This window comes from Aureimonas sp. SK2 (genome assembly GCF_029813115.1).
In the GTDB taxonomy this organism is placed as follows: domain Bacteria; phylum Pseudomonadota; class Alphaproteobacteria; order Rhizobiales; family Rhizobiaceae; genus Aureimonas.
The window spans coordinates 1-22240 of sequence record NZ_JAPZDS010000030.1 but is presented as its reverse complement, the minus strand read 5'-3'; the positions used below and the strand labels follow the sequence as shown (position 1 = coordinate 22240).

Below are 22240 nucleotides of genomic sequence, written 5' to 3'. Positions count from 1 at the left end.
ACAAAAGCCTGTCGAGGTCGCGATCCAAGCGGTCTGTCGCGAGCGTATGCACAAGCACCCGACGCGTCCATTCGGCCGCTCCTCGAGACGTTTGAATGAACGCTTCCGCCGCCGTCGATGCCAGCTGCGTCCAACCCGAATTGCTCACCGAAACAATCATCAGGAATGACTTGTTGCCGGCAATTGTCGAGGACTGTCCAACCACCGAAGACGTTAGACGCTCATATATGTACTGTGTGCACGGTAGCAGGCCAGTGAGAGTATTAGGCGTAGGCTGATCGTCGGAATAGGGAACGTCGAAATCGAAATCGAAGGTCGACATCGGGATCTCCTGGCGGGAGAGCGGCCGCCAATTGCGTTCAGGAGGGGTTTGGGGGGACGGAGCCGCATGGCTACGAGCGGCCAACGCTCCGAGGAACATCAGCGAGCGCTACGGGGCGGGTGCAGCCTCGTCCGGAGCAAGTCCGTGTGAGCGTGCAAAGTCAGCCAGATCGGTCGAGCGCAGCGTGATGCGGTCGATCAGATCAGCGGCCAAGCTTCCGATCGCGGGGGCGTGATCGCGGACGAGGGCCGTCGCGTCGCCATAGGCATATCGAAGCCGCGCCGCGACGACATCAGATGCGGCGTCCACGCCTCTCTTGGCGGATTGGTTATCTTCACCAAAATTGTCCGCGAGGAGCGCCAGACGTCGCGCCTCAATCAACACAAGTCGCTTCCGCTCAGCGAAATCGATTGAGGACGCTCCAAGCAAGAGTTCTTCCGCCGCGCAGGCAGCGAGCACAGAGAGGAGCGCATGGTCCACGCGCATATGCGGATCATAATCGATCCTGCGCACTGAGGCCCGTTCCGCAATACTTACGATTGCTGGGATGCGACCACGCAGGAGCAGCGAGGTCGCGGCACCGGCGGCATGGACAGCATGGATAAGCCGCGCTCTAGCGGGTCGAACATCCTCGAACGCGACTGCATCGACGTCCTCTGGTCGCACCGGCCTGTCGGCAAGGCGCGCCCTGCGACGAATCCGGCGGGCGAGCGCCGCCATATCCGGAGCAGTGGCTATGCCCTCTAGATGGCGGATCGAACGGACGAGATTGCTAGGGGACAGAACGCCATACAGCGCATCACTCAAGGCGTAGGAGAGATCAGCCGCATCGGGGAAGCCAATGCGCACGACCCCGCCTGCCGAACCGTGATTGGCTGCACGTGGGGCATCATGGCAAACGATGACGATGGGACAGCCGACGGTTTCCCGAAATTCGCTGAGCTGGGCGAGCCAATACTCCCCTGACTTCGAAGGCGATCCGCTTCCGTTGTGCGCAACTGGGATATGCAGCGCCAGCAGGGAGGAGGCGCCGTCGGTGGCGCCACCCAAGGTGCAACGGGACGGTCCCATGAACGTGCGGTCGCGACGATCCAGCGTCAGGTGTGGCCAGTCCAACTCCACCAGGATGAGGCCGGCTGCCGCAGCAAGACAACGAAGCAGGTCGTGCGCTCCGACCGCGTAATGATCGTCGAAGACGGCTCGGCTGTCGATATCGCGCCATGGCAGGTTGCCGTTCTTGAACAGGGCGATGTCGGCGACCAACTGCCTGGCGAAGTCGCCCGCGTCACCGTAGCCTGAGAGACCCGTTGCAGCGAGCAGCGGTTTCTTGTCAGTAGGATTGCTGCGTAGGACCATGCGCCGGAGCCGCGAAGCGGTTCCGTGTGGGAGGGCGTTGGACAACGTTGCAAGCATCGGCAATGCGTCCGATGGGTCTGGATTGAAGTTCAGATGAACTCCGGAATGCCACGGTGTCGGCCCTCCTGCCGTAAGGCAATGAGCGCAAAATCGGGGCGGCAAGCTGAACGGGACGAGGCGATCCGTCTGGTTGTAAAGATCAGCAACCATCGACGCCCCCGACTGCACGGGACATAACCGAGGCTGCGTCCCGACAGATCTTTGCGTCGCGGTCGAACCAAGCGAGGACGAGCGCGGACGCAGAACAACCCGCGGCTGCGAACTCCGTAAGTGTAGTAGCGATTGCCGCTCGGGTCGCTGCATCGGCGTTGCGGCGGGCGGCTCTGATTGCGGCACCGACGGCGACGGCAGAGTCGAGTTGCACTACCCGAGACGTATCGTCAGGCGTGCGGTGGCGGTCGCCGGGACGCAACGCATCCGGCGTGGAGAGGTGAGGGGAGAACATGAGAACCCTTCGGCCTGCATGAGGCTCATCGAGGATACGAGAGGGCGAGCCGGATGGTCCGGCTCACCTGTGAGTCCGCTCGGGTTAGACCCGGCGGATCATGATCTCGGGGTCGATCGAAGGTGCGTCGATGTAGTCAGCGGAAACGAGGCCGCGCTCCATCATTGCGACAAGGGCGCCGTACGCGTGCGGTTCGTGACGCGAGAGAATGGCAATGGCGCTGTCGAGGTCCATCACGTCGCCGGGCTCGGGAATGCGCTCGAGCAGGGCGTTCAGTCCGGCCGACAGTGCGGGCTGAATGCAAATATTAACCACGTTCGGGTGCTGCGAACGCGTGCGGTTGCGGTTCGCCCGCAGCGAACTATAATTAGCGGTAACCATTTTCGTTGCTCCAAAACAGCATCGGGATTGGCCAGGTCGTCGCGCTGTTACGAGCATCGCGATGACCGCCGTTTCATTTACGAGTGACTCAAGAATGACGTCACTCATGGGATAATAATGCAGTGGATAAACTGCGCAAGTGGTCTTGCGTAGGAAAATACGGTTAACAAAAACTAGCGCTTTTAGTAAAAGTAGCGCTATGTCAATTCTGCAAATGATTTACTGGGCTTAGCAGTCGTTGCCGATTATTGCTGGGCTCGAAGCTGCCGCGAAAAATCGGGCGCACGACGAGTTACGAAGTTCATCGAGGTGAATCGGAGGTTGACAAACCTTGGTGACTTGCATCGCGTTCGGCTGATTCGGCTTTTTCTTTTCCACCGAGCGTCCGCCGCGATTGCGTCCAGACGAGTCTGATTTCGGACGATTGAGACCGCGAGAAGAACATGGAATCACTCGCTCGCGAGTTCACCATGGCCTACCCCCATTGGGTGGCCCGGTTAAAATCTACTTCATTATAAGCGGACCGTCCCTGCGGACTCTCGGAAGACCTCGATACCGCTACGAGACGCTTTGGCCGTGATCACCGAGCACTTCGATCACCCGGCAGACGGCGGCGGAATGGTTTGAACATTCCGTCATCCTCGCGACCTCAGCTCGCAGGGTCGTCAGCCGGGCGATCTTGTGGTCGATGTCGGCAAGGTGGGCGGCCGCAATCCGGTCGGTGCTTGCGCAAGGACGGTCCGGCTCCCCAGCCAGCGCCAGGAGTTCGCGGATCGGCTCGATCTCGAAGCCGAGCTCGCGGGCGTGCCGGATGAAGCGCAGGCGTCGCAGGTCGCTCGCGTCGTAGAGGCGCCGGTTGCCCTCGGTCCTTGGTGGGGCGGCTAGGAGGCCGATCTGTTCGTAGTACCGGATTGTTGGCACCTTGATGCCGCTCGCCCGAGAGGCCTCGCCGATCGGAACGCCTTGCGTCATTTTTCCCGCTTGCTCCTCTAGTCGCTTGAGGATGTACGGATCCTGTCGACCAAGAACAAGGAGGTCGGCAGGGACGAACAATGGAGAGTGGCGACTTTCACCATCGTGGGGATGGACTGCGCCGGATCCGGGCGGAAGATCGAGCGGGCGCTCGGCGAACTCCCCGGAGTCCGCGACGTATCCCTTCACTACCCCGACACGACCCTCGCCGTCCTGCATGGGACGGCCATGCCTCCCGACGCAACCGGTGACCGGGTGGTTAGGCTCGGATAAGGCGTGCGCGAACCCGGAAGGGACTGATCACTCCATTCGTGTACCGGTCACGGGGACGTGACCCCGCGCAGTGCCCTGACCGCTTGCTCCTCATGTGGCTGGAGGATGCACAAAGCAGGCAACCGAACGAGGCAACAATGACCGATACCCCGGCGGAGATGCGCTTCCGCGTCAGCGGCATCTCGCGCAATCCGATGTATGTCCGGATGGTCCTTTCCTATCTCGGCGTGGCCGTCGCGATCGGTAGCCCGGCGGCGTTGGCGCTGCTTCCCGTCGTAGTCGCCCTCCCGCATTTCGGGGTGCTCGTTCGGGAGGAACGATACCTCGCAACGAAATTCGGAACCGAGTACCTCAACTACCAACGAAAGGTCCTGGGATGGATCTGATACGCGATGATCGAGCCATGGACGCTCCGCAACCCCCATCGTTGAGCCGCGCAGTGCAAAGCCTCTTCGCGGCATCGATCGCGTTGGGTCTCATGACCATCGTAGCCGAGGCGCACGAGTTCAAGATCGGCGATCTGACCATCGATCATCCATGGTCTCGCCAGACGCCCCCGATGGCTCCGGTCGGGGTAGCCTATTTGACGATCAAGAACGACGGGGCCGAGACGGATCGCCTCATTGGAGGAAGCGCCGAGCGATCGGAGGGCTTCGAATTGCACACGTCCGAGAACCGGGACGGGGTCGCTCGGATGCGGCGCCTCAAAGATGGGGTCGCGATCGGGCCAGGCGAGACCATCGAGTTGAAACCCCTCGGCACTCATATCATGCTCACCGGACTGACGGCTCCGATCAAGGCCGGCGAGACTTTCGCGGGAACTCTCGTCTTCGAACGGGCCGGCACTCTCGATGTCGAGTTCGCTGTGCAGGGTCCTGGCGCTCCTGCGCCGCAGCGGGACGGACACGAGGAGCATTCGCGATGAGCCTACGAGCGTTGCGTACGTTGTTGTGGCTAGCCGTGGGTCTCGCTGCCGTCGCCCTCGTGGGAATTGCCTGGAATCTCCCCAGCGGTCGGCTGGAGGCAGAGGGGCAGGGCGCGACGGCGACCATCGGCGGTGATTTCTCCCTTGTCGATCAGGACGGACGATCGCGCACCTGGGCCGACTTCCGAGGCAAACCCGTGGCCGTCTTCTTCGGCTTCACGAATTGCCCCGACATCTGTCCGACGACGCTCGGCGAACTGTCAGTCACCTTGGCGGATCTGGACAAGGCAGGCGGACGCGGCGATGACCTTCAGGTTATGTTGGTCACCGGCGATCCAGAGCGGGACACACCGGCCGTTCTCGACACGTACCTCCAGTCCTTCGATCCGCGCATCGTCGGGCTGACGGGCGCGGAGGCCGAGGTCGATCGAGCCTTCTCGGTCTTTAAGGCCTACCGCAGGAAGGTGCCGCTGGAGAATGGTGGATACACGATGGATCATTCGGCCGGCATCTACCTCTACGATGCATCCGGCAAGTTCACGGGCACGCTCGATCTGCACGAGGACGCTGATACGCGGCGGCGCAAGGTGGAGCGGCTCCTTGACTCTTCGGAGGGCAGGGCGTCGGCCGAGGACCCTCGGAGCATGGCCTCGACCAGCAGAGCGACGGGAGCCTTTGATGGCGGCACCAATGGTTGAGGGAACGATGGAGGCGACTACCGCGGAACGAGTTTCGGCGGCCTTGGTGGCGGCCTGGGCCATCGCCCTGACCGCGACGCTCGGCGCGTTGTTCGTCGGCGAGATCATGGGACAGGCACCCTGTAATCTCTGCTGGTATCAACGGATCGCGATGTTCCCGCTCGCGCTGCTCCTCGGCATCGCAGCCTATCGCGACGACAAGGCGGTAAGGATCTATGCACTTCCCTTGGCTGTGATCGGAGGGGGGATAGCAGGCTTTCACAGCCTGCTCTATGCCGGCTTGATACCCGAGGCCATCGAGCCGTGCGGAGCGGGGCCTTCGTGTGCCAGCGCCGACATGACCATCCTAGGCGGTGCTCCGCTTCCCATTCTCTCGTTCGCCGCCTTCGCCACGATCGTCGTTCTGCTTCTCCTGTTCCGAAAGGCCCCTAACTCATGAACCGTCGGACTTTCGTCGTCTCTGCCTCCGTCGTTGCCCTGGCCGCTTTCGGAGGCGGCGCCGTTCTCTATCGCCGGAGCCAGCCGGACGTCGCACCCTTGTCGGCTGAAGGCGACGCACTCGTAAGACCCCATTCTCCTATCGTCGGCAAGGTCGACGCGCCGGTAACCCTGGTTGAGTTCTTCGATCCGTCCTGCGAAGCGTGCCGCGCATTCCACCCGATCCTCGGCCAGATCATGTCGAGGCACTCTGCGGACCTACGTCTCGTCCTCCGCTATACGCCACTTCACGAGGGATCGGACGAGGTCGTCCGGATCCTGGAGGCAGCACGTCGACAGGATCTGTTCGAGCCCGTCCTCGACGTCATATTTGAGCGTCAGCCGGAATGGGCAGTTCACGGCAAGCCCGACCTGGAGAAGGCTTGGGAGATTGCGGGTACCAAAGGTCTCGACCTTGTGCGGGCTAGGGTAGATGCCAAGCTGCCGGAGGTTGAAGCCGTGCTCCAGCAGGACATTGCGGATCTAAAGGCCGCCGGCGTTGAGAAGACGCCGACCTTCTTTTTGAACGGCAAGGAGCCGACCCCGTTCGGTCCCAAACCGCTCTACGACGCAATTGTCGCCGAGATCGATAGGACCAAGGCGTCGTGAGCAGCGAGCGCCGTCCGGCGTAGACCTCGCCATCGCGAACGTTTCGGTCGCGGCCGCGATAGCAGCCAGGACCGTCTCCTTTCTTTCGCCCTGTGTCCTGCCTTCGGTGCCAAGCTACGTCTCGTTCATTGCCGGTAATTCGACGCCGGGCGCTGTAGTGCCCAGTTCGGCTCCGCACGGTGCTCAGTCTCTGTTTCATTCTTGGATTCGCGACGATCTTCGTCGCGCTCGATGTCAGCGCGACCTTCGTCAGTCGGTTCCTACGGTCGTGGATGACGGAGGCGAGCCTCGTTGGGGCGCGCTGGTAAAGCTGTTCGGGATTACGACGAGCGGTCTCGTCCGAATATCTTCGATGGATCGGGACGTCCGCCAGCACGGTGACGTCGCGCTCCACGGACCATTTGGTTCGGATCTCCCCGGCGTAGCGTTTGCCATCGGATGGATCCTATGCATCGCTCAGGTTGTCAGCGCCATCCCGACGGTCAATGCCGTATCGACAACAACCGCAGACGGCGCCGTTCTCTTGGACTTCCAGTCTCTCGGTTTCCGCATCCCTTTCCTCCGAGCGGCAATCTTCACCCGGGAGCTACGTGGCGCATGGGCGGAATGCGTCGGGCTAGCTGCATTCTCAAAGTCGGTTCCGGCTTTGTCATGATCGCGATGGGACTCTTGATATGAGCGGGATCGCCACATGGTTTGTCTTCTGATTGTTTGCCCGATTTCCGGTGTTCCGTCGGATCGGATGAGCGTCCCACCTTTCCTGCAGGATGGAGCACGTCTTCGATGCCGCTGACCATCGGCCGCCTTGCCGAACAGGCCGAAACGAAGGTCGAGACCGTACGCTACTATCAGCGTGCCGGGCTCCTGCCGATTCCGGAGCGCGAGGACGGAGGATTTCGGACATATGGTTCCGAGCACGTGAGGCGGCTCCGGTTCATCCGACGCGCTCGAGCGCTCGGGCTCCCCCTCGCGAGTATCTCGACTCTATTGGACCTTTCCGAAAGGCGCGACGATCCCTGCGCCGCGATCGATCGGATCGTACGGCGTCATCGGAACGACGTCGAAGCACGGATCGCCGATCTTGTGAAGCTACGCCAGGAACTCGACAACCTGCTCGAGCGATGCGACTGTACCCGGGTCGCCGAATGCCGGATTGTCGAGACGCTGACACCCGATCCCCTCCCTTCGGCGGAAGAGGAGAAGGACCGGATGTCGGCACTCGGTCACCGGCCGGGCTGCGGCACCATTCGCAGATAAGGCTTGAGAGTCCGCCAACCTTCCGGGAAACGCTCCCGAGCCGCCTCGTCCGACAGGGATGGGACGATGATGACCTCATCGCCCTGCTGCCAGTTTACCGGAGTCGCCACGGAATGCTCTGCGGTGAGTTGAAGGGAATCGATCGTCCGTAGGATCTCGTCGAAGTTTCGTCCCGTGCTGGCGGGGTAGGTGAGGCTCAGCTTGAGCCTGCGATCCGGACCGATCACGAACACCGAGCGAACGGTCATTGTATCGCTCGCGTTCGGGTGGATCATCCCATAGAGAGAGGACACCTTGCGGTCCGCGTCGGCTATCATTGGGAAGTTGACGCGATGCCCCTGCGTCTGTTCGATGTCGTCCTCCCATGCGCCATGGCGATCGATCTCGTCGACGCTGAGGCCCATGACCTTGACGTTCCGGCGATCGAATTCCGGCTTGAGCCTAGCGACGTCACCCAGTTCCGTGGTGCAGACGGGAGTGAAGTTCTTCGGATGCGAGAACAGGATGCCCCAGCTCGAGCCGAGCCATTCATGAAACCGAACCGGACCATGAGTGGTCGTTGCTTCGAAGTCGGGGACGGTGTCGCCTAGTTGAAGTGACATCTTGATACCTTTCGTCGGTCTGTTGTGATTCAGATGCGGTTCGTCCCGTCTGCATGATGCGGTCCGCCGTCGGCATGCATGCACGACGCCGAATGCTCGTCACGCATGCTGGCCTGATCCTCATGTTCATGCCGACCTTGGTCACCGCGTGCCTGATGATCGTGTCGGTCGCCACGCCGTTCGCTGTGATCGCCGGAACGGCCATGCGGTTCGAACGTCCGCCCATGGTGCACATTTCCACCCCCCTGACGGGCATCATCAGGCTGGGCCAAGGCAGGCGTCGCCGTCAGAAGCAGCGAAGCGATCAGATAGGTGGTGACGTTCATCCTGTATCTCCGGTTCTGTTACCGGCACCGCATCTCGGGTCCGTACCTCGTACAGGGTCAACCGACTTACACGCGGTCGTGAACACGGAAGATTTCACGACGCGTCCCATGGCGCATCGGCAAATGCGTTGAGGGGAATGCGCAGGTATCGATCGCCTCGGTGGTTCGGCTCGGGTAGGCGGCCGCCTCGAAGGTTCACTTGGAGAGCGGCGAGCATCAGCTTGGGCAAAGGCAGCGTGCGATCCCGCTCTTCTCGCATTGCCACGAATTCGTCTTCGCTTGAAATCTCGGATAGGTGCTTGTTCGAGGTGCGTTGCTCCGCGACGCTGCTCTGCCAGCGTGGCTCGCGTCCGTCGGGCTGATAGTCGTGACCCACGAACAGGCGTGTCGCATCGGGAAGCGCAACGATGTCCCGTATCGACCGCCAGAGCGAGGCTGCGCTTCCACCCGGGAAATCAGCACGCGCTGAGCCGCTGTCGGGCATGAACAAGGTGTCGTGGATGAAGGCCGCGTCGCCGACGACGTAGGTCACCGAGGCCAGAGTATGGCCTGGTGAATGAAGGACCCGAACCGTCATCTCGCCAATCGACAAGGTGTCTCCGGCCTTGAGCAATCTATCCCATTGAGAGCCGTCAGTTGCCAGTTCGGGCCATCCGTAGATGTCCTGCCAAAGCCGTTGCACTTCGACGATCCGCTCGCCGATCGCGATCGGGGCGCCGGTGCGCTCACTCAAATGGTAGGCGGCGGAAAAATGATCGGCGTGTGGATGCGTGTCTAGTATCCATTCCACACGAAGGTTCTGCCGTTCGACGTAGTCGAGAAGTGCATCAGCATTGGTCGCCGCGATGGAGCCGGACTTTTCATCGAAATCGAGAACCGGGTCGATGATCGCACAACGTCGCGTCGCGGGACAGGAGACGACATACTGGATGGAGGAAGTTCGCGGATCGTGGAAGCCCGCGACGATGGGATGATAGGACATGGGGTTCTCCCGGTTCGCCCGGAGTAGGGTATCGAAGAAAATTCGGCTGGGTCGCGCTCACGCAGAATGGTCGGATCATCGGCGAGCTGCCGTAGGATGAGTGATCGCGGCTCATATTTCGTGACGGTCGCGCTTCGGACGAGGCTTGCAGCTCAGACCCGTGCGTATGCCGCGACGCGCTTCCCCTAGTGATTGGTAGTTCACTGGACTGGGTTCCAAGGCTTGTGTTCGGACACGTCTCTTCGTTGTCACGGTCGTCGATTGCGACACGGAACTGCATACGACCTCTAGTGGCTAGAGGAGCAAGCGGGAATTCGCAGGTGGCATCGAAAGGAACGAAGGAACGGTTTGTGGTCCGCATCGAGCCGTCGAGACATCATGGATGTGCACCGAACCATAACCCCGCTCTCACGGAAACGGGCACGGCTGCGTGCCGACCACGCTTCGTCGATCGCAGGAGGCTGCGAACGTGTTCTCGCCGCATTACCGTGACACCGGGGCGAACCGCTTTCGAACCGGAGCCACACGATGCCGATCGTACGTCCCTGGATGGTGCTATTGGTCTCGCTGTCACTCACGGACATGTCGATCGCGGCGCGCCCGGCAAGCGCTTCGTCGGTGGGTTTCGTCGCCGAGAAGGCCATCGTTACAGTTCCGCGGGACGGGGACGGCGATCTGGAAGGTTATCTCGTTGTTTGGAACGGGGTCGCCGGTGAAGCGCGCCTAGAGACTGTCACAAGCGACGCCTTCAGCCGTGTGCAGTTTGTCCAGCATTCGGACAAATCCCGTAACGGAGTGAAGGAGGGGCGATCCGGCGTATCCATTCCAGGCCATTCCGAATTAGTGATGCTGCAGCGGGGAATTCATATGCACCTCACCCCCAAAGGCGCAATTGCCGTAGGAAACGTGGTGACGCTTGAACTCAAGTTCGGTGACGGAACCGTACAAACCCTGTCCGCAACCGTGGAGGGCGATCGAAACGCAGACGATCTGCACCACCACGATCAATCAAGTGCCGAATGGCTGAGCAAGCTCGACGGGCTCAAAGCTCGGGAGAGCACTAACTGACATCGTCCACGTGAGCTCGGAACCCTCGCAAGTCCCATCCGGTGCTTCGTCGATACGCAGTCCTGTGCGGCCTGCTAATCCGCCCGAGTGCCGGCCGACCGCTGCCCGTCGCGGTGCGGCCGGTACGTACAGCAGTCGATCAACGGGCTTCTGACCGCTTCGGAAAAGGTGTCAGGGGACGAGCAGCACTGTTCCTATCCAACCGAACTCGCGGGCTTCTTCGAGAAGCTCGAACGCTGGCCACGCCAGAAGGAACAGGAGACCGTCCGCGAGCGTGCGCGCTACGCGGTCGGGACGCACCTCGATCACAGGCATGTCGCGCCAAGCCGAAAATCGGGGCCCGAAGCGCGGAACCCGCAGGCAGTAGGCATCGTATGCAGAGCCGAACTCTGCGGCGAGAAATGCTTCCTCGCGACTGATCACGACGCGGAAGATCCCGGCCACCGAGAGGGCGAGGACTAGGCCTATGGTCAGGCTCCCGGATTGGGCACCGACGCCGAACATGGCTAGGTAAGTAAAGACGTATAACGGATTGCGGCTGATCGAGTAGGGGCCGACCTCGACGATCTCTTTCGTCTTGCGGCCGCCAATGTAAAGGGAGCACCACGCGCGTCCGATGACTCCCGCGGCTATTGCGGCGAGGCCCGCCGACTCAACCGCCTCCTCCAGAACGGAGTGTGCCGCCCATATTGGTCCGATCGCCACGCAGAGCGCGAGCAGCGCAAGGCCGGACAGTCTCAGCGTCCGCTTCCGCCGCTGCTGGACGAGGTTGATGTCGATGGTGTTCATATACGACCCTCTAGCTTTTGTTGTGTCGGGAGGTGTCAGGCTGAAAGCAGGCCGTTCCGAGACGGGGAATCCGTTCCAACGAGGGCGAACTCGGCTATGTGGGAGTGGGTCACCCGGCCAAGGCGATCTCCAAAACCCGGTGAACCGATGGCAGTGAGATTTAGCGGTTTCAAATGAGATCGAGGCTCGTGAAACGAAGGCGCTGCAGAGTCCTTACTCGTTCTGCAGAGGGTTCGTTTAGCTGTTCGTTTTCACCTTCTCGATCTCTGCGGCGACCGCCTCGTAAAGCGGTTGGATTCCGAACTGTGTCGGCTCCTTCCCGTTGACGAAGAAGGTTGGCGTCTTTTCGATACCCAGGGCCTTTAGGTCGGAGTTTTCCAGTTCGAGTACGGCCGAGACCTCCGGTGATGCGGCGTCGCGTCTTGCTCGTTCCATGTCGATGCCGGCTGTGCCCGCGATCTCCCAGGCTTTTGCGATGTCGGGTGCCCCGTGGACGGCCCATTCAAGCTGCCGCTTGAACACTCGGTCTAGAACCGGCTCGAACTTGTCCTGCCGCCTGGCTGCCTCGAGAATTCGTACAACCTCGTCCGACCTCTCATGCAACGTCGTGTAGCGCAGGACTAAACGCAAGTCGTTAGGATACCTGGAAAGGATCCGGGCGATGATCGGGTGGAGGGCGCGGCAGGCCTCGCATGCGGGGTCGAAGAACTCGACCAGCGTCACGCGTGCGTTGACTGGCCCAATCACAGGTGAATGTGAGCGGACCAGTTGGTCGCCTTCGGCCGAAAGTGGAACTGCCTCCGGGCGGCTTGCACAATACAAGGCTGCCCCACCACCGAGGGCGATGACGGCGGCCGCTGCGGTGGATGCGACGAACGTTCGACGCTTCATGCGCGTTTCCTGTTGGAAGGGAGGTTGGGGAGAAGGACGATCGCGGCGAAAGAGGCGAGCGAGAGGAGGGGTATCGGCCGGCCGGCGAGTATGGTCATGCCGGCGTTGGTGCAGGACGGTCCTACCCCGCAGGCTCGATCGCCACGAACACGATCTCGGCATGAAGAAAGGAGTGGAACGCGACGACTCCGGAACCCGCAACCGCTGGCGGCTGCGCGTAGCCCCGCACGTTCCAACCACCCTGGAAGGCGGCGATGCCCAGCATGACGGACAGTGGGAACATCGCGATCCGCCCATGCCAGCGTAGGATGCAAGAAACCTGTCCCATGATTTCGCCGACGAAGAGGTCACCGAGCGTAGCCGCGAGCGCCACGACCCATGCGGCGTAGATCGCCTGAGGTTTCGGTCGGGCTCGTCGAGGGCGACGGAGGCTCGCTTCTCCCTATCGATTGTCCGCGCCGGCATCCGCAGTCGCCGTCGCGGTTCCGCCGCTCATACCCGCGGGCGTTACCATCCCGTCGCTGCTCAAAGCTGCTCTGGATCCGCTTGGGCCTTCGAGAAGGCGCATCACCTTGGCCCAGCGCACCGGCGTGTCCTCGTGCATGTCCAGAGTTCCTGCGAAGCCCCCATCGCGGTCGTATAGGTAGACGCTCGCCGAGTGGTCGATTGTGTAGTTGCCACCTGCGATCGGCACCTTCTTGCGGTAGGCTTTGAATCCGGCAAAGGCCCGGTCGATCTCCGTCTCGGGGCCGGTCAGTCCAATGATCCGTGAGTCGAACGACTTGAGGTAGGCGTTCAGGACCTGGGGTGTGTCGCGCTGGGGATCACCGCTTATAAGGACGACCTGAAGGTCGTCGGACCGGTCGCCCAGGTCCGCGAGGAGCATCGAGAGTTCGCCGAGCATTGTCGGGCAGATGTCGGGGCAATGCGTGAATCCGAAGAACACGGCGACCGGTCTTCCGCGGAAGTCGGACCACGTCCTCGGTTTCCCGTTCTCATCGATCAGCGCGAACTCGCCTCCGACGTCGGCGGCCGTTACGGTGGCGGACGGTGCCTGACCACCGCTCGGAAGGTTCCACGCTATTCCGACTAATACGCCCGCAGTCGTTGCGACCGCACCCCAAAGGAGAAGGCGCACGGTGCGCAATGTCATGGTTTGTGTCCTTCATGCGAGAAGGAAGGGGTGGCCACGTTGAAGCCTTCCACCGAGAAACTCACCGGCACGGTTCCGGCACGCTCGAACACGAAGGCACCGTCGAAGGGTTGTCCTTTCTTGATCGGCTCCTTGAGGTCGAACAGCATGACGTGAGCACCGCCCGAGGCTAGCTTCACGGTCGCGCCTGGCTCCAGCACGATCCCATCCTCGACGCGTCGCATGCGTGCGACACCGTCCTCAACGGTGGAGGCGTGGATCTCGAAGCGTCCGGCCACGGTCGCTGAGCCGCCGATCAGCCGATCGGCCGTCGTCCCGTCGTTGCGGATCGAGACGTAGCCGACACCAACATCAGCCTTCGGTGGCGTAGGCCGGGACGATGGATGGCTGATCGTGAGGTCCCCGGCCTTGAACTCGTGCGATGCGGCGGGGCCGGTGACGGCGAGGCAGGCGGCTACGGCCGCCGCGATGGGCGAGACCTTCATTTCGGGTACCTCGCATAGACCGTGGCCGTGCCGTCGCGAGCCACAAGGAGCACTTCATATGGTTCATTGCTCGTCCCCATGCCCGGGCTGCCCGCCGGCATGCCGGGGACTGCGAGACCGACCGCCTCTGGTCGCTCGGCGAGGAGCCGCTTCACCTCCGCAGCAGGTACATGCCCCTCCACGACGTAGCCGCCGACGAAGCCCGTGTGGCACGAGGTCTGGCCAGGCTTCAGACCGGCGCCCGTCTTCTTCATGTATAGGTCGGCCATGGCGAGGTTCTCGTTCGTGACATCGAACCCCGCCTCATCAAGGTGCTTGATCCAGCCGATGCAGCAGCCGCACCCCGACGTCGAGAAGACGTCGACGGTCTCGGCTGCTAGCGCGGGCACGGAGAGAAGCGCGAGCGCTCCGGCGATGCACGTCGACCGTCTGCGTCCCATGGATCGATCTTCCCTTAGTTGTCAGATCCAGCGCCGGACGGCGCTTCGGTAGGCGGTGTATGCGGGGCCGAACGAGCGTTCGAGGAAGCGTTCCTCGTCCCGCACCTGGACCTCGCAGGCGATCCAAAAGGCGAGCGCGCAGACGAGCACCGCCGGGGCTGGCACGGCGACTGCGAGACCTGCGGCCATCGTGAGCATCCCGAGGAACACGGGGTTGCGCGACAGGCCAAATAAACCCGTCGTGACCAAGGCGTCGGGCACCGTGTCGGGGATGCCGACCCGCCACCGTCGGCCCATCTCGCTTCGAGCCACGACCGTCAGGACCTGTCCTGATACCGCGACCGCGAGTCCGAGAAGCCGAACGGCGGAAACTTCGCCAGCGAGAGGTGCGAACAGTGTCGATCTGCTTCCTGCAGCGTGGAGCCCAAGCGCCGCCAGGGCACCAACGACGGCAATGGCGAATAGCATTCGCGCCAACCTCTGTCGGCGGCTCAGACCGAAGCCGTAGGCTCTCTCGCCGATCTCCAGGGACGTTAGGCGCGTGGCGAGCGCGAGCCACGCCACGGTGACGGCGAGGACGATCGCCGGGCCGAAGCGCAGGAGATCGGCGACGGCGGTCCTCAACGGGGCCGCCAGCCTAGAAGCCGCATCGCGTTGGCGGTCACGAGGACGGTCGCCCCCGTGTCGGCGAGGATCGCCGGCCAGAGGCCGGTGATGCCGAGAACAGTGGTCACGAGGAACACCGCCTTCAGGCCGAGGGCGATCGCGATGTTGACCCGGATGTTGCCCATGGTGGCCTTGGACAGTGCGATCATGTCCGGCACGTCCCGCACGCGCCCGTGCAGCGCGGCGGCGTCCGCCGTCTCAAGTGCTACGTCGGTGCCGCCGCCCATGGCGATGCCGATGTCGGCGGCGGCAAGAGCCGGCGCGTCGTTGATGCCGTCGCCGACCTTGGCGACCTTCAAGCCTTCGGCCTGGAGTTCGCGCACGATGCGCTGCTTGTCCTGCGGCAGGAGTTCGGCCCGTGCTTCGATGCCGAGACCGCTTGCCACTGCCTCGGCCGTCGTGCGGTTGTCGCCCGTCAGCATAACGGTGCGAATGCCGTCGGCCTTCATGGCCGCGAGAGCCTCCCGTGCGTCCGGCCGCGCCTCGTCGCGCATGGCGATGTAGCCTGCGACCGTGCCCTGCACTAGCACGACGGAGACCGTCTTGCCTTCGGTGTTCAGAGCGGCGATTGCCGTCACATGCTCGTCCCCAAGAGGCGTGCGACGCCCGGCTGCCTGCGGCGAACCAAGGAACACTGCCTCACCGCCGACCTTGCCCTCGACGCCCTCTCCCGGAACGGCGTTGGCGTCGAAGGCGGGCGGCACGGGGGCGTTGTCGGTCTTAGCCTTCTCGATGATCGCGAGCGCCAGCGGATGGCTCGACCCCTTCTCCAGCGCCGCGGCGAGCGAGAGGACGTCCCGCGCCGGGCGGCCGACTGCGACCACGTCGGTCACCACGGGCTTGCCCGCGGTCAGCGTTCCCGTCTTGTCGAAGGCAATGGCGGTAACCCGCCCAAGCGTCTCCAACACGATGCCGCCTTTCATCAGAAGGCCGCGTCGGGCACCTGCCGACAGGCCGGCCGCGATGGCGGCGGGCGTCGAAATGACGAGCGCGCAGGGGCAGCCGATCAGGAGGATGGCGAGTCCCTTGTAGATCCACTCGTTCCAGTCCGCTCCAAGTGCCAGGGGCGGCACGACAGCGACAAGGAACCCGACCACGAGGACGGCGGGCGTATAGATCTTCGAGAAGCGGTCGATGAAGCGCTCGGTCGGCGACTTCGACTCCTGCGCCTCTTCCACTAGGCGTACGACGCGGGCGATCGTGTTGTCGGCGGCGGCCGCGGTGACGCGCACCCTCAGGACCGAGCCAGCGTTCACCGTTCCGGCGAAGACGGGATCGCCGACAGCCTTGCGCTTGGGCACGCTCTCGCCCGTGACCGGCGCCTCGTCGACTTCGCCCGATCCCTCGACGATCGAGCCGTCGGCTGGGATGCGGTCGCCGGGACGCACGAGAATGGTGGTGCCGACCGCGAGGCTGTCCGCCGGGACCTCGGTCGTTTGGCCGTCCTTCTCGAGCAGGGCCGTTTTGGGCACGAGCGCGGAGAGGCCCTGAATGCTGGCCCGAGCGCGACTAGCCGCCAGCCCCTCCAGCATCTCGCCGACGAGGAACAGGAGGACAACGGCCGCCGCTTCCTCCTCGGCGCCGATGAAGACGGCACCGATGGCGGCGATCGACATGAGCGTCTCGATCGAGAACGGCGTACCGAAACGGGCAGCGGTGATCGCCCGCCATGCGACGGGAACGAGGCCGACGGCGAGCGCAATGAGGAAGGCCGGACGCTCCAGCGAGGGTGCGAGATGGCCGAGGATGTATGCCGCGAGGAGCGCGGCCCCACAGGCAGCCGTAAGCCGTGCTTTCCTTGTCCGCCACCACGGCAGGCCCGCCTCGGCGGGGTCATCATGAATGTGACCCGCAGGGTCCTTCTGGGAACCGGTGCGATGATCATGATCGCCGTGATCGTGGTCGCCATGATCGTGATCGCCATGGTCGTGATCGCCGCCGCCGTGCCGTTCAGGTGGACTCCCAATGGGTGCGGTTGCCGTCCCGTTCGCTGCCTCAGCGCCGTAGCCGAGGTTCCGAACCTGCCGTGTCACCACAGCGGTGTCGAAGCCCTCGGCGTGACGGACCTTCACCGCCCCCGTGGTCACCGAGACGGTGACGTCCTCTACGCCCGGCAGACGTCGGATCGCGGTGTCCACCTTGTTGCCGCAGGCCGCACAGTCCATGCCTGTGACCCGGAAGCGGCTTTCAGTCGTCGTCGCGCTCATGGCGCTCTCCTTGCATCGGTCTTCTGCAAGGCTTACTTCCTCTAGCGGTTAGAGGAGCAAGAGAAAAAATGACAAAGGGCGTTCCAATCGGCGAGGCCTCGCGGGCGAGCGGCATCAAGGTGCCGACGATCCGTTACTACGAGCAGATCGGCCTCCTGGCCGCGCCGCCGAGAACGGAGGGCAACCGCCGCCTCTACAACGCGGACGACCTGCGGCTGCTGCGCTTCATCCGGCACGCCCGCGAACTCGGCTTCGAGATCGAGCCGATCCGCGAACTACTCGCGCTGGCCGGGGACCCGGACCGTCCCTGCGTGAGCGCCGACCGGATCGCGGCCGCGCACCTCGCCGACATCGACCACAAGATCGCCCGGCTGACGGCGCTACGGGCGGAGGTCGCACGCATGGCGGATTGCTCTAATCACTCGGTCGCCGATTGCAGAGTCATTAAGGTGCTCGGCGACCACGGCGAGTGTTTGCACGAAACACATTGAGGACACGCCGCCCAGGCTGCCTCATTTCCGCCGGATCGTAACGTCTCATGGCGGTCGCCACGGCGGCTGCGTCCGTCAGAGTTCATCTCCGCAACAGCCCGAACGTCGATAATGGACGGATATCGGCTACGTCCAACCCCTCGGATCGAAATGCATTTTTCCGCTCGACATCACGCTCGCAACCCCATGCGCAAAGCCGCGCTTGCGGTCGCCCTGTTTGGTCTCGTTTCCGCGGGCGGCTGCGTCTCGATGACGGAGGAGACCTACAAGGACCTTGTTCCGACGCCGTACGCCGCAGAGAAGGCACGTCCGCAGGGGTCGATCCTGGTGCGCATCTTCAAGGAGGAGAGCGAACTCGAAGTGTGGAAGCTTGGCGAGGACGGTCGCTACGCCCTCCACAAGACACATCCGCTGTGCCGCTGGTCCGGCAAGCTCGGGCCGAAAAAAACGAACGGCGACCGCCAGGCCCCCGAGGGCTTTTACCGCGTAACCCGAGCGTTGATGAACCCGAACTCGAAGTACCATCGCTCCTTCAACCTAGGCTACCCTAACCCTCTCGAGAGGTCGCTCGGCTACACGGGCGATTCGCTGATGGTGCACGGCGCCTGTTCGTCGTCGGGATGCTTCGCCATGACCGACGAGGGGGTTGCCGAAGTGTACGCGGAGGCGGAGAAGGCGTTCTCGATCGGCCAAGGCGATTTTCAGGTCCAGTCCTTCCCGTTCCGGATGACGGCCGAGCAGATGGCGCGTCACAGAAGCGATCCGAACATCGCCTTCTGGCGCAACCTGAAGCTTGGCTACGACGTGTTCGAGGTTACCCGTAGGGAACCCGACGTGGCGGCGTGCGGCGGGCGATACGTGTTCGATGCGCGACGCAAGGACGGCCAGCCGATCAATCCGGCGGCGTCCTGTCCGCCGCTGGAGACGCGCGTCGTACCCGAGGTGGCCGCCAAGCGCGAGCGTGACGCCGCGACGCTGCAAGCCCTTCTTTCAAGCGGCGGTACCGGCATGCCGATGGCCTATGTCGACGGAGGGATGCATCCGCAGTTCCGCGACATGCTGAAGCGGCTGGGGACCAAGGAACTCGCGGTCAAGACCTCCATGACCGCCGTACAGGTCAGCAGACCGGACGCCCTCGTCGACGACCCCGCCGCCGCCGAACGCTGACGGTCGCACCACCGTCAGCGCGACAGGAACCTTCGAAAGGCGTCCAGGGTATCCTTGCCGACGTGATGTTCGATCCCTTCGGCATCCATCTCGGCGGCCTTGGGACTGACGCCGACCGCCACCAGGAAATCGACAACGAGGCGGTGCCGTTCTCGAACTCGTTCGGCGAGGTTCTTGCCTTCGGGGGTCAGGAAGATCGCTCGGTAGGGCTTGGACTCCACGAGGCCGTCGCGGGCGAGCCGCTGAACGGTGCGGGCGACGGTCCCGGGTGCGACGCCGAAGCGCTCGGCGAGGTCGGTCGCCCGCGCCTCGCCGAACTCGGCGATCAAGTCGTCGATCATCTCGACATAGTCCTCCGACAGTTCAGACTGGTTCGCCTTCCGCACGCGGGCGAACCGGGCCGCCGTTGATGCCGCTTCCGTGCCGTCGCTGTCACCTGCCATGCATTTCCTCCCTATCGTCGCCAGCTAGCAGAAACAGAAAGGCGACACAAAGTTTGTCACTGGACAAACCATGCGCCCTGGAACAAATCTATGCGATCTCGAACCTAGGGGCGATGCGATGACCGGTGCCGACGAATCCCTGGACGACGCTGGCTGGAAGCGGAACCGGGGCGACGGCTCCCTCGCCGAAGTGCATCGCAGCGTCGTCATCGACCGGAACGCACCACCTTGGCGCAAGGCTGCGGCTTTCCTCGGCCCTGGCTACCTAGTGGCCGTCGGCTACATGGACCCTGGCAACTGGGCAACCTCGATCGCCGGCGGATCGGCCTTCGGCTACACGCTGCTCTTCGTCGCCCTCCTGTCCAACATCATGGCGATCGTGCTGCAATCCCTCTGCGCTCGGCTCGCCATCGCGTCGGGTCGCGACCTCGCGCAGGCCTGCCGAGACGCCTATCCCAGCTATGTCGCGCTGCCGCTCTGGTTCCTTGCTGAGATCGCCATCATCGCCACCGACATCGCCGAGGTCATCGGCACGGCGATCGGCCTCAACCTTCTGTTCGGCATTCCGCTGGAGATCGGCGTCCTGATCACAGCCGTCGACGTGTTCCTGATCCTCTGGTTGCAAAGGCTGGGATTCCGTTGGGTCGAGGCGCTGATCGTGACGCTGCTCGGCGTCATCGCCGTGTGCTTCGCCGTCCAGATCGCCATGGTCGACCCGAACTGGGGCGACGTGATCCGCGGCTTCGCACCGACCACCGAGATCGTGTCGAACCCGGAGATGCTGTACCTCGCGCTCGGCATCCTCGGCGCGACAGTCATGCCGCACAACCTCTACCTCCATTCCGGTATCGTGCAGACCCGCGCCTATGGCACGACCCTGCCGGAGAAGCGGCAAGCTCTGCGCTTCGCCACGATCGATTCCACCGTCGCGCTCTGCTTCGCGCTTCTCGTCAACGCGTCGATCCTCATCCTGGCGGCCGGAGCCTTCCACACGACAGGGCGTACGGCGATCGCCGAGCTCGGCGAAGCCCACAGCCTGCTCGCGCCGATCCTCGGGGCGGCCATCGCGCCGACCCTGTTCGGCATCGCTCTCCTGTGCTGCGGCATCAACTCGACCGTCACGGCGACGCTGGCCGGCCAGATCGTGATGGAAGGCTTCCTCAACATCCGGCTCGCGCCGTGGCTGCGCCGTCTGATCACCCGGATCATCGCCATCGTGCCGGCGGCGTCGGTGACGATCTGGTTCGGGGATACGGGCACAGCACGGCTGCTGATCCTCACGCAGGTGGTCCTCAGCCTTCAGCTGTCCTTCGCCGTGTTCCCGCTGGTGCTCTTCACGATGGACCGCCGGAAGATGGGCGAGCTCGTCGCCCCGCGTTGGCTGGCAGGTGTCGCACTTCTGATCGCCGTGGCTATCGCGCTTCTGAACGTGAAATTGCTCTTCGACTTCGTCCTTGGTTCGCGATCGCATTGATCGCGACCGTCTGCCCACCAGTAGTGGTTCTGTTCTGTCCAGTGGAGGATCAAGCAGAACCGGAAACAGCCAATGAACCCGGTGACGTCTGCGTATCGACCGGCAGCGTCGGAACCCGTCATGCCGTTGTTAACGTTGTTATCAGCTTCCGCCCCTAAGGATGAGGCATGAGGTTGGTTCTAACCATTTTGACCGTCTTCACCATCGTTTTCGGGACGATGGAGCACGCCGAGGCGGTTGCGGAAAGCATCCTTTGCGGGAAGGCAGCCGTCACGGCCCTCTCGTTGGATCCGCCGTCCCAGCCTGAGCTGGCGACCGATCCGATCGCAGCTCATTGCCTACCCATGATCCTTCTCGATTCTGAGGATCAGGTCCTCGCCAGATCCTCTGCAACGACCACGCATTGCATCTTGACTGATTTCTACGCCGGGCACGATCCTGGCGCGGATCATCGACCTCCAAGAAGAAGCTGACCCGATTGGTACGCCTTGTTCTAGGCGAACAAGTGCTCCCCGATGCCATCTATCCGAATGGCAGTCAGTTCTTGTGCGACGCGATACGGCGCGGCCGGAGCGTCGCTTTCGAGGTTACAGTGCGACACACATCTTTTCCCAACCACGTCTATCCCGGCAACAAGGTTCCGCCTTGCCGAGGCGACCTGCGGATCGACCGACGCTCCGTTCTCATTGGACTCGCCGCATTGGGCTTGGGCGGCTGCACCACCGTGGACTCGGGATCTAAAGGAGTGGTCGTCCCGCCACCTCCGCCCCCCGTTCGGCCATCGATGTACGATGCGCTTCCCGACGAACAGTTTCCGATTCCTGCGGTCGATGTCTCCAAGGTCGCGCCACATCTCTGGAGACAGGAAGTTCCCTATTCGACCTCCGAGCCCGTCGGTACTCTGATCGTTGATACTCCGAATCGCTATCTCTACTTGATCACGGCACCTGGGCGCGCTCTGCGGTATGGCATCGGCATCGGCCGACAGGGTTTTACCTGGTCAGGGAGGGCCGTGGTCCAGTACAAGCGCATCTGGCCACGCTGGACGCCTCCGGACGAGATGGTGCAGCGTCAGCCCGAATTGGAACCATACTCGATCAGGAACGGCGGTATGGACCCGGGGCTTGAAAATCCCTTGGGAGCGCGAGCGCTGTATATCTTTCGCGACGGGCAGGACACGCTCTTTCGTCTGCATGGAACGTATCAGGAATTCTCGATCGGCAAGGCGGTGTCATCAGGTTGCATCCGCTTGTTGAATCAGGACATCGTCGATCTCTATCG

General features: G+C 63.0%; 30 protein-coding genes. 14 read left to right on the top strand and 16 right to left on the bottom strand.

What is annotated here, in order from left to right; translation table 11 throughout:
* The 4 genes from O5O54_RS21405 to O5O54_RS21390 all read right to left on the bottom strand — a co-directional run.
* Nucleotides 1-322: hypothetical protein (locus tag O5O54_RS21405; RefSeq protein ID WP_279483891.1), on the bottom strand; the 322-nt coding region annotated here is incomplete at its 3' end.
* Between the two features lie 108 nt (nt 323-430).
* Entirely contained in the window at nt 431-1678 is a 1248-nt protein-coding gene (locus O5O54_RS21400) for a hypothetical protein (RefSeq protein WP_279483890.1), read from the bottom strand.
* A gap of 589 nt (nt 1679-2267) precedes the next feature.
* Entirely contained in the window at nt 2268-2672 is a 405-nt protein-coding gene (locus tag O5O54_RS21395) for a hypothetical protein (RefSeq protein WP_279483889.1), read from the bottom strand.
* Nucleotides 2673-3122: 450 nt separating this feature from the next.
* On the bottom strand, nt 3123-3536 hold the full coding sequence (locus tag O5O54_RS21390; RefSeq protein WP_279483893.1) for a helix-turn-helix domain-containing protein: 414 nt from the start codon (nt 3534-3536) through the stop codon (nt 3123-3125).
* 111 nt (nt 3537-3647) lie between these two features.
* Here O5O54_RS21390 and O5O54_RS22505 point away from each other — a divergent pair, with 111 nt between their 5' ends.
* The 8 genes from O5O54_RS22505 to O5O54_RS21360 all read left to right on the top strand — a co-directional run bounded on the left by O5O54_RS22505 (nt 3648) and on the right by O5O54_RS21360 (nt 7775).
* On the top strand, nt 3648-3809 hold the full coding sequence (locus O5O54_RS22505) for a heavy-metal-associated domain-containing protein (RefSeq protein ID WP_407061749.1): 162 nt from the start codon (nt 3648-3650) through the stop codon (nt 3807-3809).
* Nucleotides 3810-3946: 137 nt separating this feature from the next.
* A complete protein-coding gene (locus O5O54_RS21385; RefSeq protein WP_279483888.1) occupies nt 3947-4195 on the top strand; it encodes an isoprenylcysteine carboxylmethyltransferase family protein in 249 nt (82 codons plus the stop codon).
* Nucleotides 4186-4734 (top strand): copper chaperone PCu(A)C, encoded by a 549-nt coding sequence (locus tag O5O54_RS21380; RefSeq protein ID WP_279483887.1) that lies wholly within the window; start codon nt 4186-4188, stop codon nt 4732-4734. The genes O5O54_RS21385 and O5O54_RS21380 overlap by 10 nt, the downstream gene beginning before the upstream one ends.
* Nucleotides 4731-5432: an SCO family protein gene (locus tag O5O54_RS21375; protein WP_279483886.1), complete on the top strand. Its 702-nt coding sequence runs from the start codon at nt 4731-4733 to the stop codon at nt 5430-5432. The genes O5O54_RS21380 and O5O54_RS21375 overlap by 4 nt, the downstream gene beginning before the upstream one ends.
* Nucleotides 5413-5871 carry a disulfide bond formation protein B gene (locus O5O54_RS21370; RefSeq protein ID WP_279483885.1) on the top strand — a complete coding sequence of 153 codons (459 nt, stop codon included), beginning with the start codon at nt 5413-5415 and terminating at the stop codon, nt 5869-5871. The genes O5O54_RS21375 and O5O54_RS21370 overlap by 20 nt, the downstream gene beginning before the upstream one ends.
* The gene (locus O5O54_RS21365) at nt 5868-6518 is read left to right on the top strand and encodes a thioredoxin domain-containing protein (RefSeq protein ID WP_279483884.1); all 651 of its coding nucleotides are present in this window, start codon (nt 5868-5870) and stop codon (nt 6516-6518) included. Before O5O54_RS21370 ends, O5O54_RS21365 begins: the two co-directional genes overlap by 4 nt.
* Nucleotides 6519-6624: 106 nt before the next feature.
* On the top strand, nt 6625-7173 hold the full coding sequence (locus tag O5O54_RS22500) for a cytochrome c biogenesis CcdA family protein (RefSeq protein WP_407061748.1): 549 nt from the start codon (nt 6625-6627) through the stop codon (nt 7171-7173).
* Between the two features lie 128 nt (nt 7174-7301).
* Nucleotides 7302-7775, top strand: a complete 474-nt coding sequence (locus tag O5O54_RS21360) for a MerR family DNA-binding protein (RefSeq protein ID WP_347814904.1) — start codon at nt 7302-7304, stop codon at nt 7773-7775.
* Here the strand turns inward: O5O54_RS21360 and O5O54_RS21355 are convergent.
* The 3 genes from O5O54_RS21355 to O5O54_RS21345 all read right to left on the bottom strand — a co-directional run bounded on the left by O5O54_RS21355 (nt 7742) and on the right by O5O54_RS21345 (nt 9685).
* A complete protein-coding gene (locus O5O54_RS21355) occupies nt 7742-8377 on the bottom strand; it encodes a peroxiredoxin (RefSeq protein ID WP_279483883.1) in 636 nt (211 codons plus the stop codon). The two genes, O5O54_RS21360 and O5O54_RS21355, sit on opposite strands and share 34 nt — an antisense overlap.
* A 29-nt stretch (nt 8378-8406) precedes the next feature.
* Complete coding sequence (locus O5O54_RS21350; protein WP_279483882.1) at nt 8407-8703, bottom strand: hypothetical protein; 297 nt, start codon at nt 8701-8703, stop codon at nt 8407-8409.
* A gap of 94 nt (nt 8704-8797) precedes the next feature.
* Complete coding sequence (locus tag O5O54_RS21345) at nt 8798-9685, bottom strand: MBL fold metallo-hydrolase (RefSeq protein ID WP_279483881.1); 888 nt, start codon at nt 9683-9685, stop codon at nt 8798-8800.
* Nucleotides 9686-10213: 528 nt separating this feature from the next.
* Between O5O54_RS21345 and O5O54_RS21340 the strand changes: the two genes are divergently transcribed.
* On the top strand, nt 10214-10753 hold the full coding sequence (locus O5O54_RS21340) for a copper chaperone PCu(A)C (RefSeq protein ID WP_279483880.1): 540 nt from the start codon (nt 10214-10216) through the stop codon (nt 10751-10753).
* Nucleotides 10754-10924: 171 nt separating this feature from the next.
* Here O5O54_RS21340 and O5O54_RS21335 read toward each other — a convergent pair whose 3' ends face one another.
* From O5O54_RS21335 to O5O54_RS21300, 8 genes are all read right to left on the bottom strand, one after another.
* Nucleotides 10925-11542 carry an isoprenylcysteine carboxylmethyltransferase family protein gene (locus O5O54_RS21335; protein WP_279483879.1) on the bottom strand — a complete coding sequence of 206 codons (618 nt, stop codon included), beginning with the start codon at nt 11540-11542 and terminating at the stop codon, nt 10925-10927.
* Nucleotides 11543-11779: 237 nt separating this feature from the next.
* Nucleotides 11780-12433 (bottom strand): thioredoxin domain-containing protein, encoded by a 654-nt coding sequence (locus O5O54_RS21330; RefSeq protein ID WP_279483878.1) that lies wholly within the window; start codon nt 12431-12433, stop codon nt 11780-11782.
* Nucleotides 12434-12554: 121 nt separating this feature from the next.
* A complete protein-coding gene (locus tag O5O54_RS21325; RefSeq protein ID WP_279483877.1) occupies nt 12555-12806 on the bottom strand; it encodes a hypothetical protein in 252 nt (83 codons plus the stop codon).
* A 69-nt stretch (nt 12807-12875) separates the two neighbouring features.
* Complete coding sequence (locus O5O54_RS21320; RefSeq protein WP_279483876.1) at nt 12876-13586, bottom strand: SCO family protein; 711 nt, start codon at nt 13584-13586, stop codon at nt 12876-12878.
* On the bottom strand, nt 13583-14071 hold the full coding sequence (locus O5O54_RS21315; RefSeq protein ID WP_279483875.1) for a copper chaperone PCu(A)C: 489 nt from the start codon (nt 14069-14071) through the stop codon (nt 13583-13585). Before O5O54_RS21315 ends, O5O54_RS21320 begins: the two co-directional genes overlap by 4 nt.
* Nucleotides 14068-14511 (bottom strand): DUF411 domain-containing protein, encoded by a 444-nt coding sequence (locus O5O54_RS21310; protein ID WP_279483874.1) that lies wholly within the window; start codon nt 14509-14511, stop codon nt 14068-14070. The genes O5O54_RS21315 and O5O54_RS21310 overlap by 4 nt, the downstream gene beginning before the upstream one ends.
* Before the next feature lie 21 nt (nt 14512-14532).
* Nucleotides 14533-15135: an isoprenylcysteine carboxylmethyltransferase family protein gene (locus O5O54_RS21305; RefSeq protein ID WP_279483873.1), complete on the bottom strand. Its 603-nt coding sequence runs from the start codon at nt 15133-15135 to the stop codon at nt 14533-14535.
* A complete protein-coding gene (locus O5O54_RS21300) occupies nt 15132-17384 on the bottom strand; it encodes a heavy metal translocating P-type ATPase (RefSeq protein ID WP_279483872.1) in 2253 nt (750 codons plus the stop codon). The genes O5O54_RS21305 and O5O54_RS21300 overlap by 4 nt, the downstream gene beginning before the upstream one ends.
* Nucleotides 17385-17452: 68 nt before the next feature.
* Here O5O54_RS21300 and O5O54_RS21295 point away from each other — a divergent pair, with 68 nt between their 5' ends.
* Complete coding sequence (locus O5O54_RS21295; protein WP_279483871.1) at nt 17453-17875, top strand: helix-turn-helix domain-containing protein; 423 nt, start codon at nt 17453-17455, stop codon at nt 17873-17875.
* Between the two features lie 186 nt (nt 17876-18061).
* Complete coding sequence (locus O5O54_RS21290; RefSeq protein ID WP_279483870.1) at nt 18062-19042, top strand: murein L,D-transpeptidase; 981 nt, start codon at nt 18062-18064, stop codon at nt 19040-19042.
* A gap of 14 nt (nt 19043-19056) precedes the next feature.
* Here O5O54_RS21290 and mntR read toward each other — a convergent pair whose 3' ends face one another.
* Nucleotides 19057-19485 (bottom strand): manganese-binding transcriptional regulator MntR, encoded by a 429-nt coding sequence (gene mntR, locus O5O54_RS21285; RefSeq protein WP_279483869.1) that lies wholly within the window; start codon nt 19483-19485, stop codon nt 19057-19059.
* A gap of 118 nt (nt 19486-19603) precedes the next feature.
* On the opposite strand from mntR, the gene O5O54_RS21280 reads away from it, so the two are divergent.
* The 3 genes from O5O54_RS21280 to O5O54_RS21270 all read left to right on the top strand — a co-directional run.
* Entirely contained in the window at nt 19604-20959 is a 1356-nt protein-coding gene (locus O5O54_RS21280) for an Nramp family divalent metal transporter (RefSeq protein WP_279483868.1), read from the top strand.
* A 167-nt stretch (nt 20960-21126) separates the two neighbouring features.
* On the top strand, nt 21127-21432 hold the full coding sequence (locus tag O5O54_RS21275; protein WP_279483867.1) for a hypothetical protein: 306 nt from the start codon (nt 21127-21129) through the stop codon (nt 21430-21432).
* A gap of 311 nt (nt 21433-21743) precedes the next feature.
* Nucleotides 21744-22240: L,D-transpeptidase (locus O5O54_RS21270; protein ID WP_407061747.1), on the top strand; the 497-nt coding region annotated here is incomplete at its 3' end.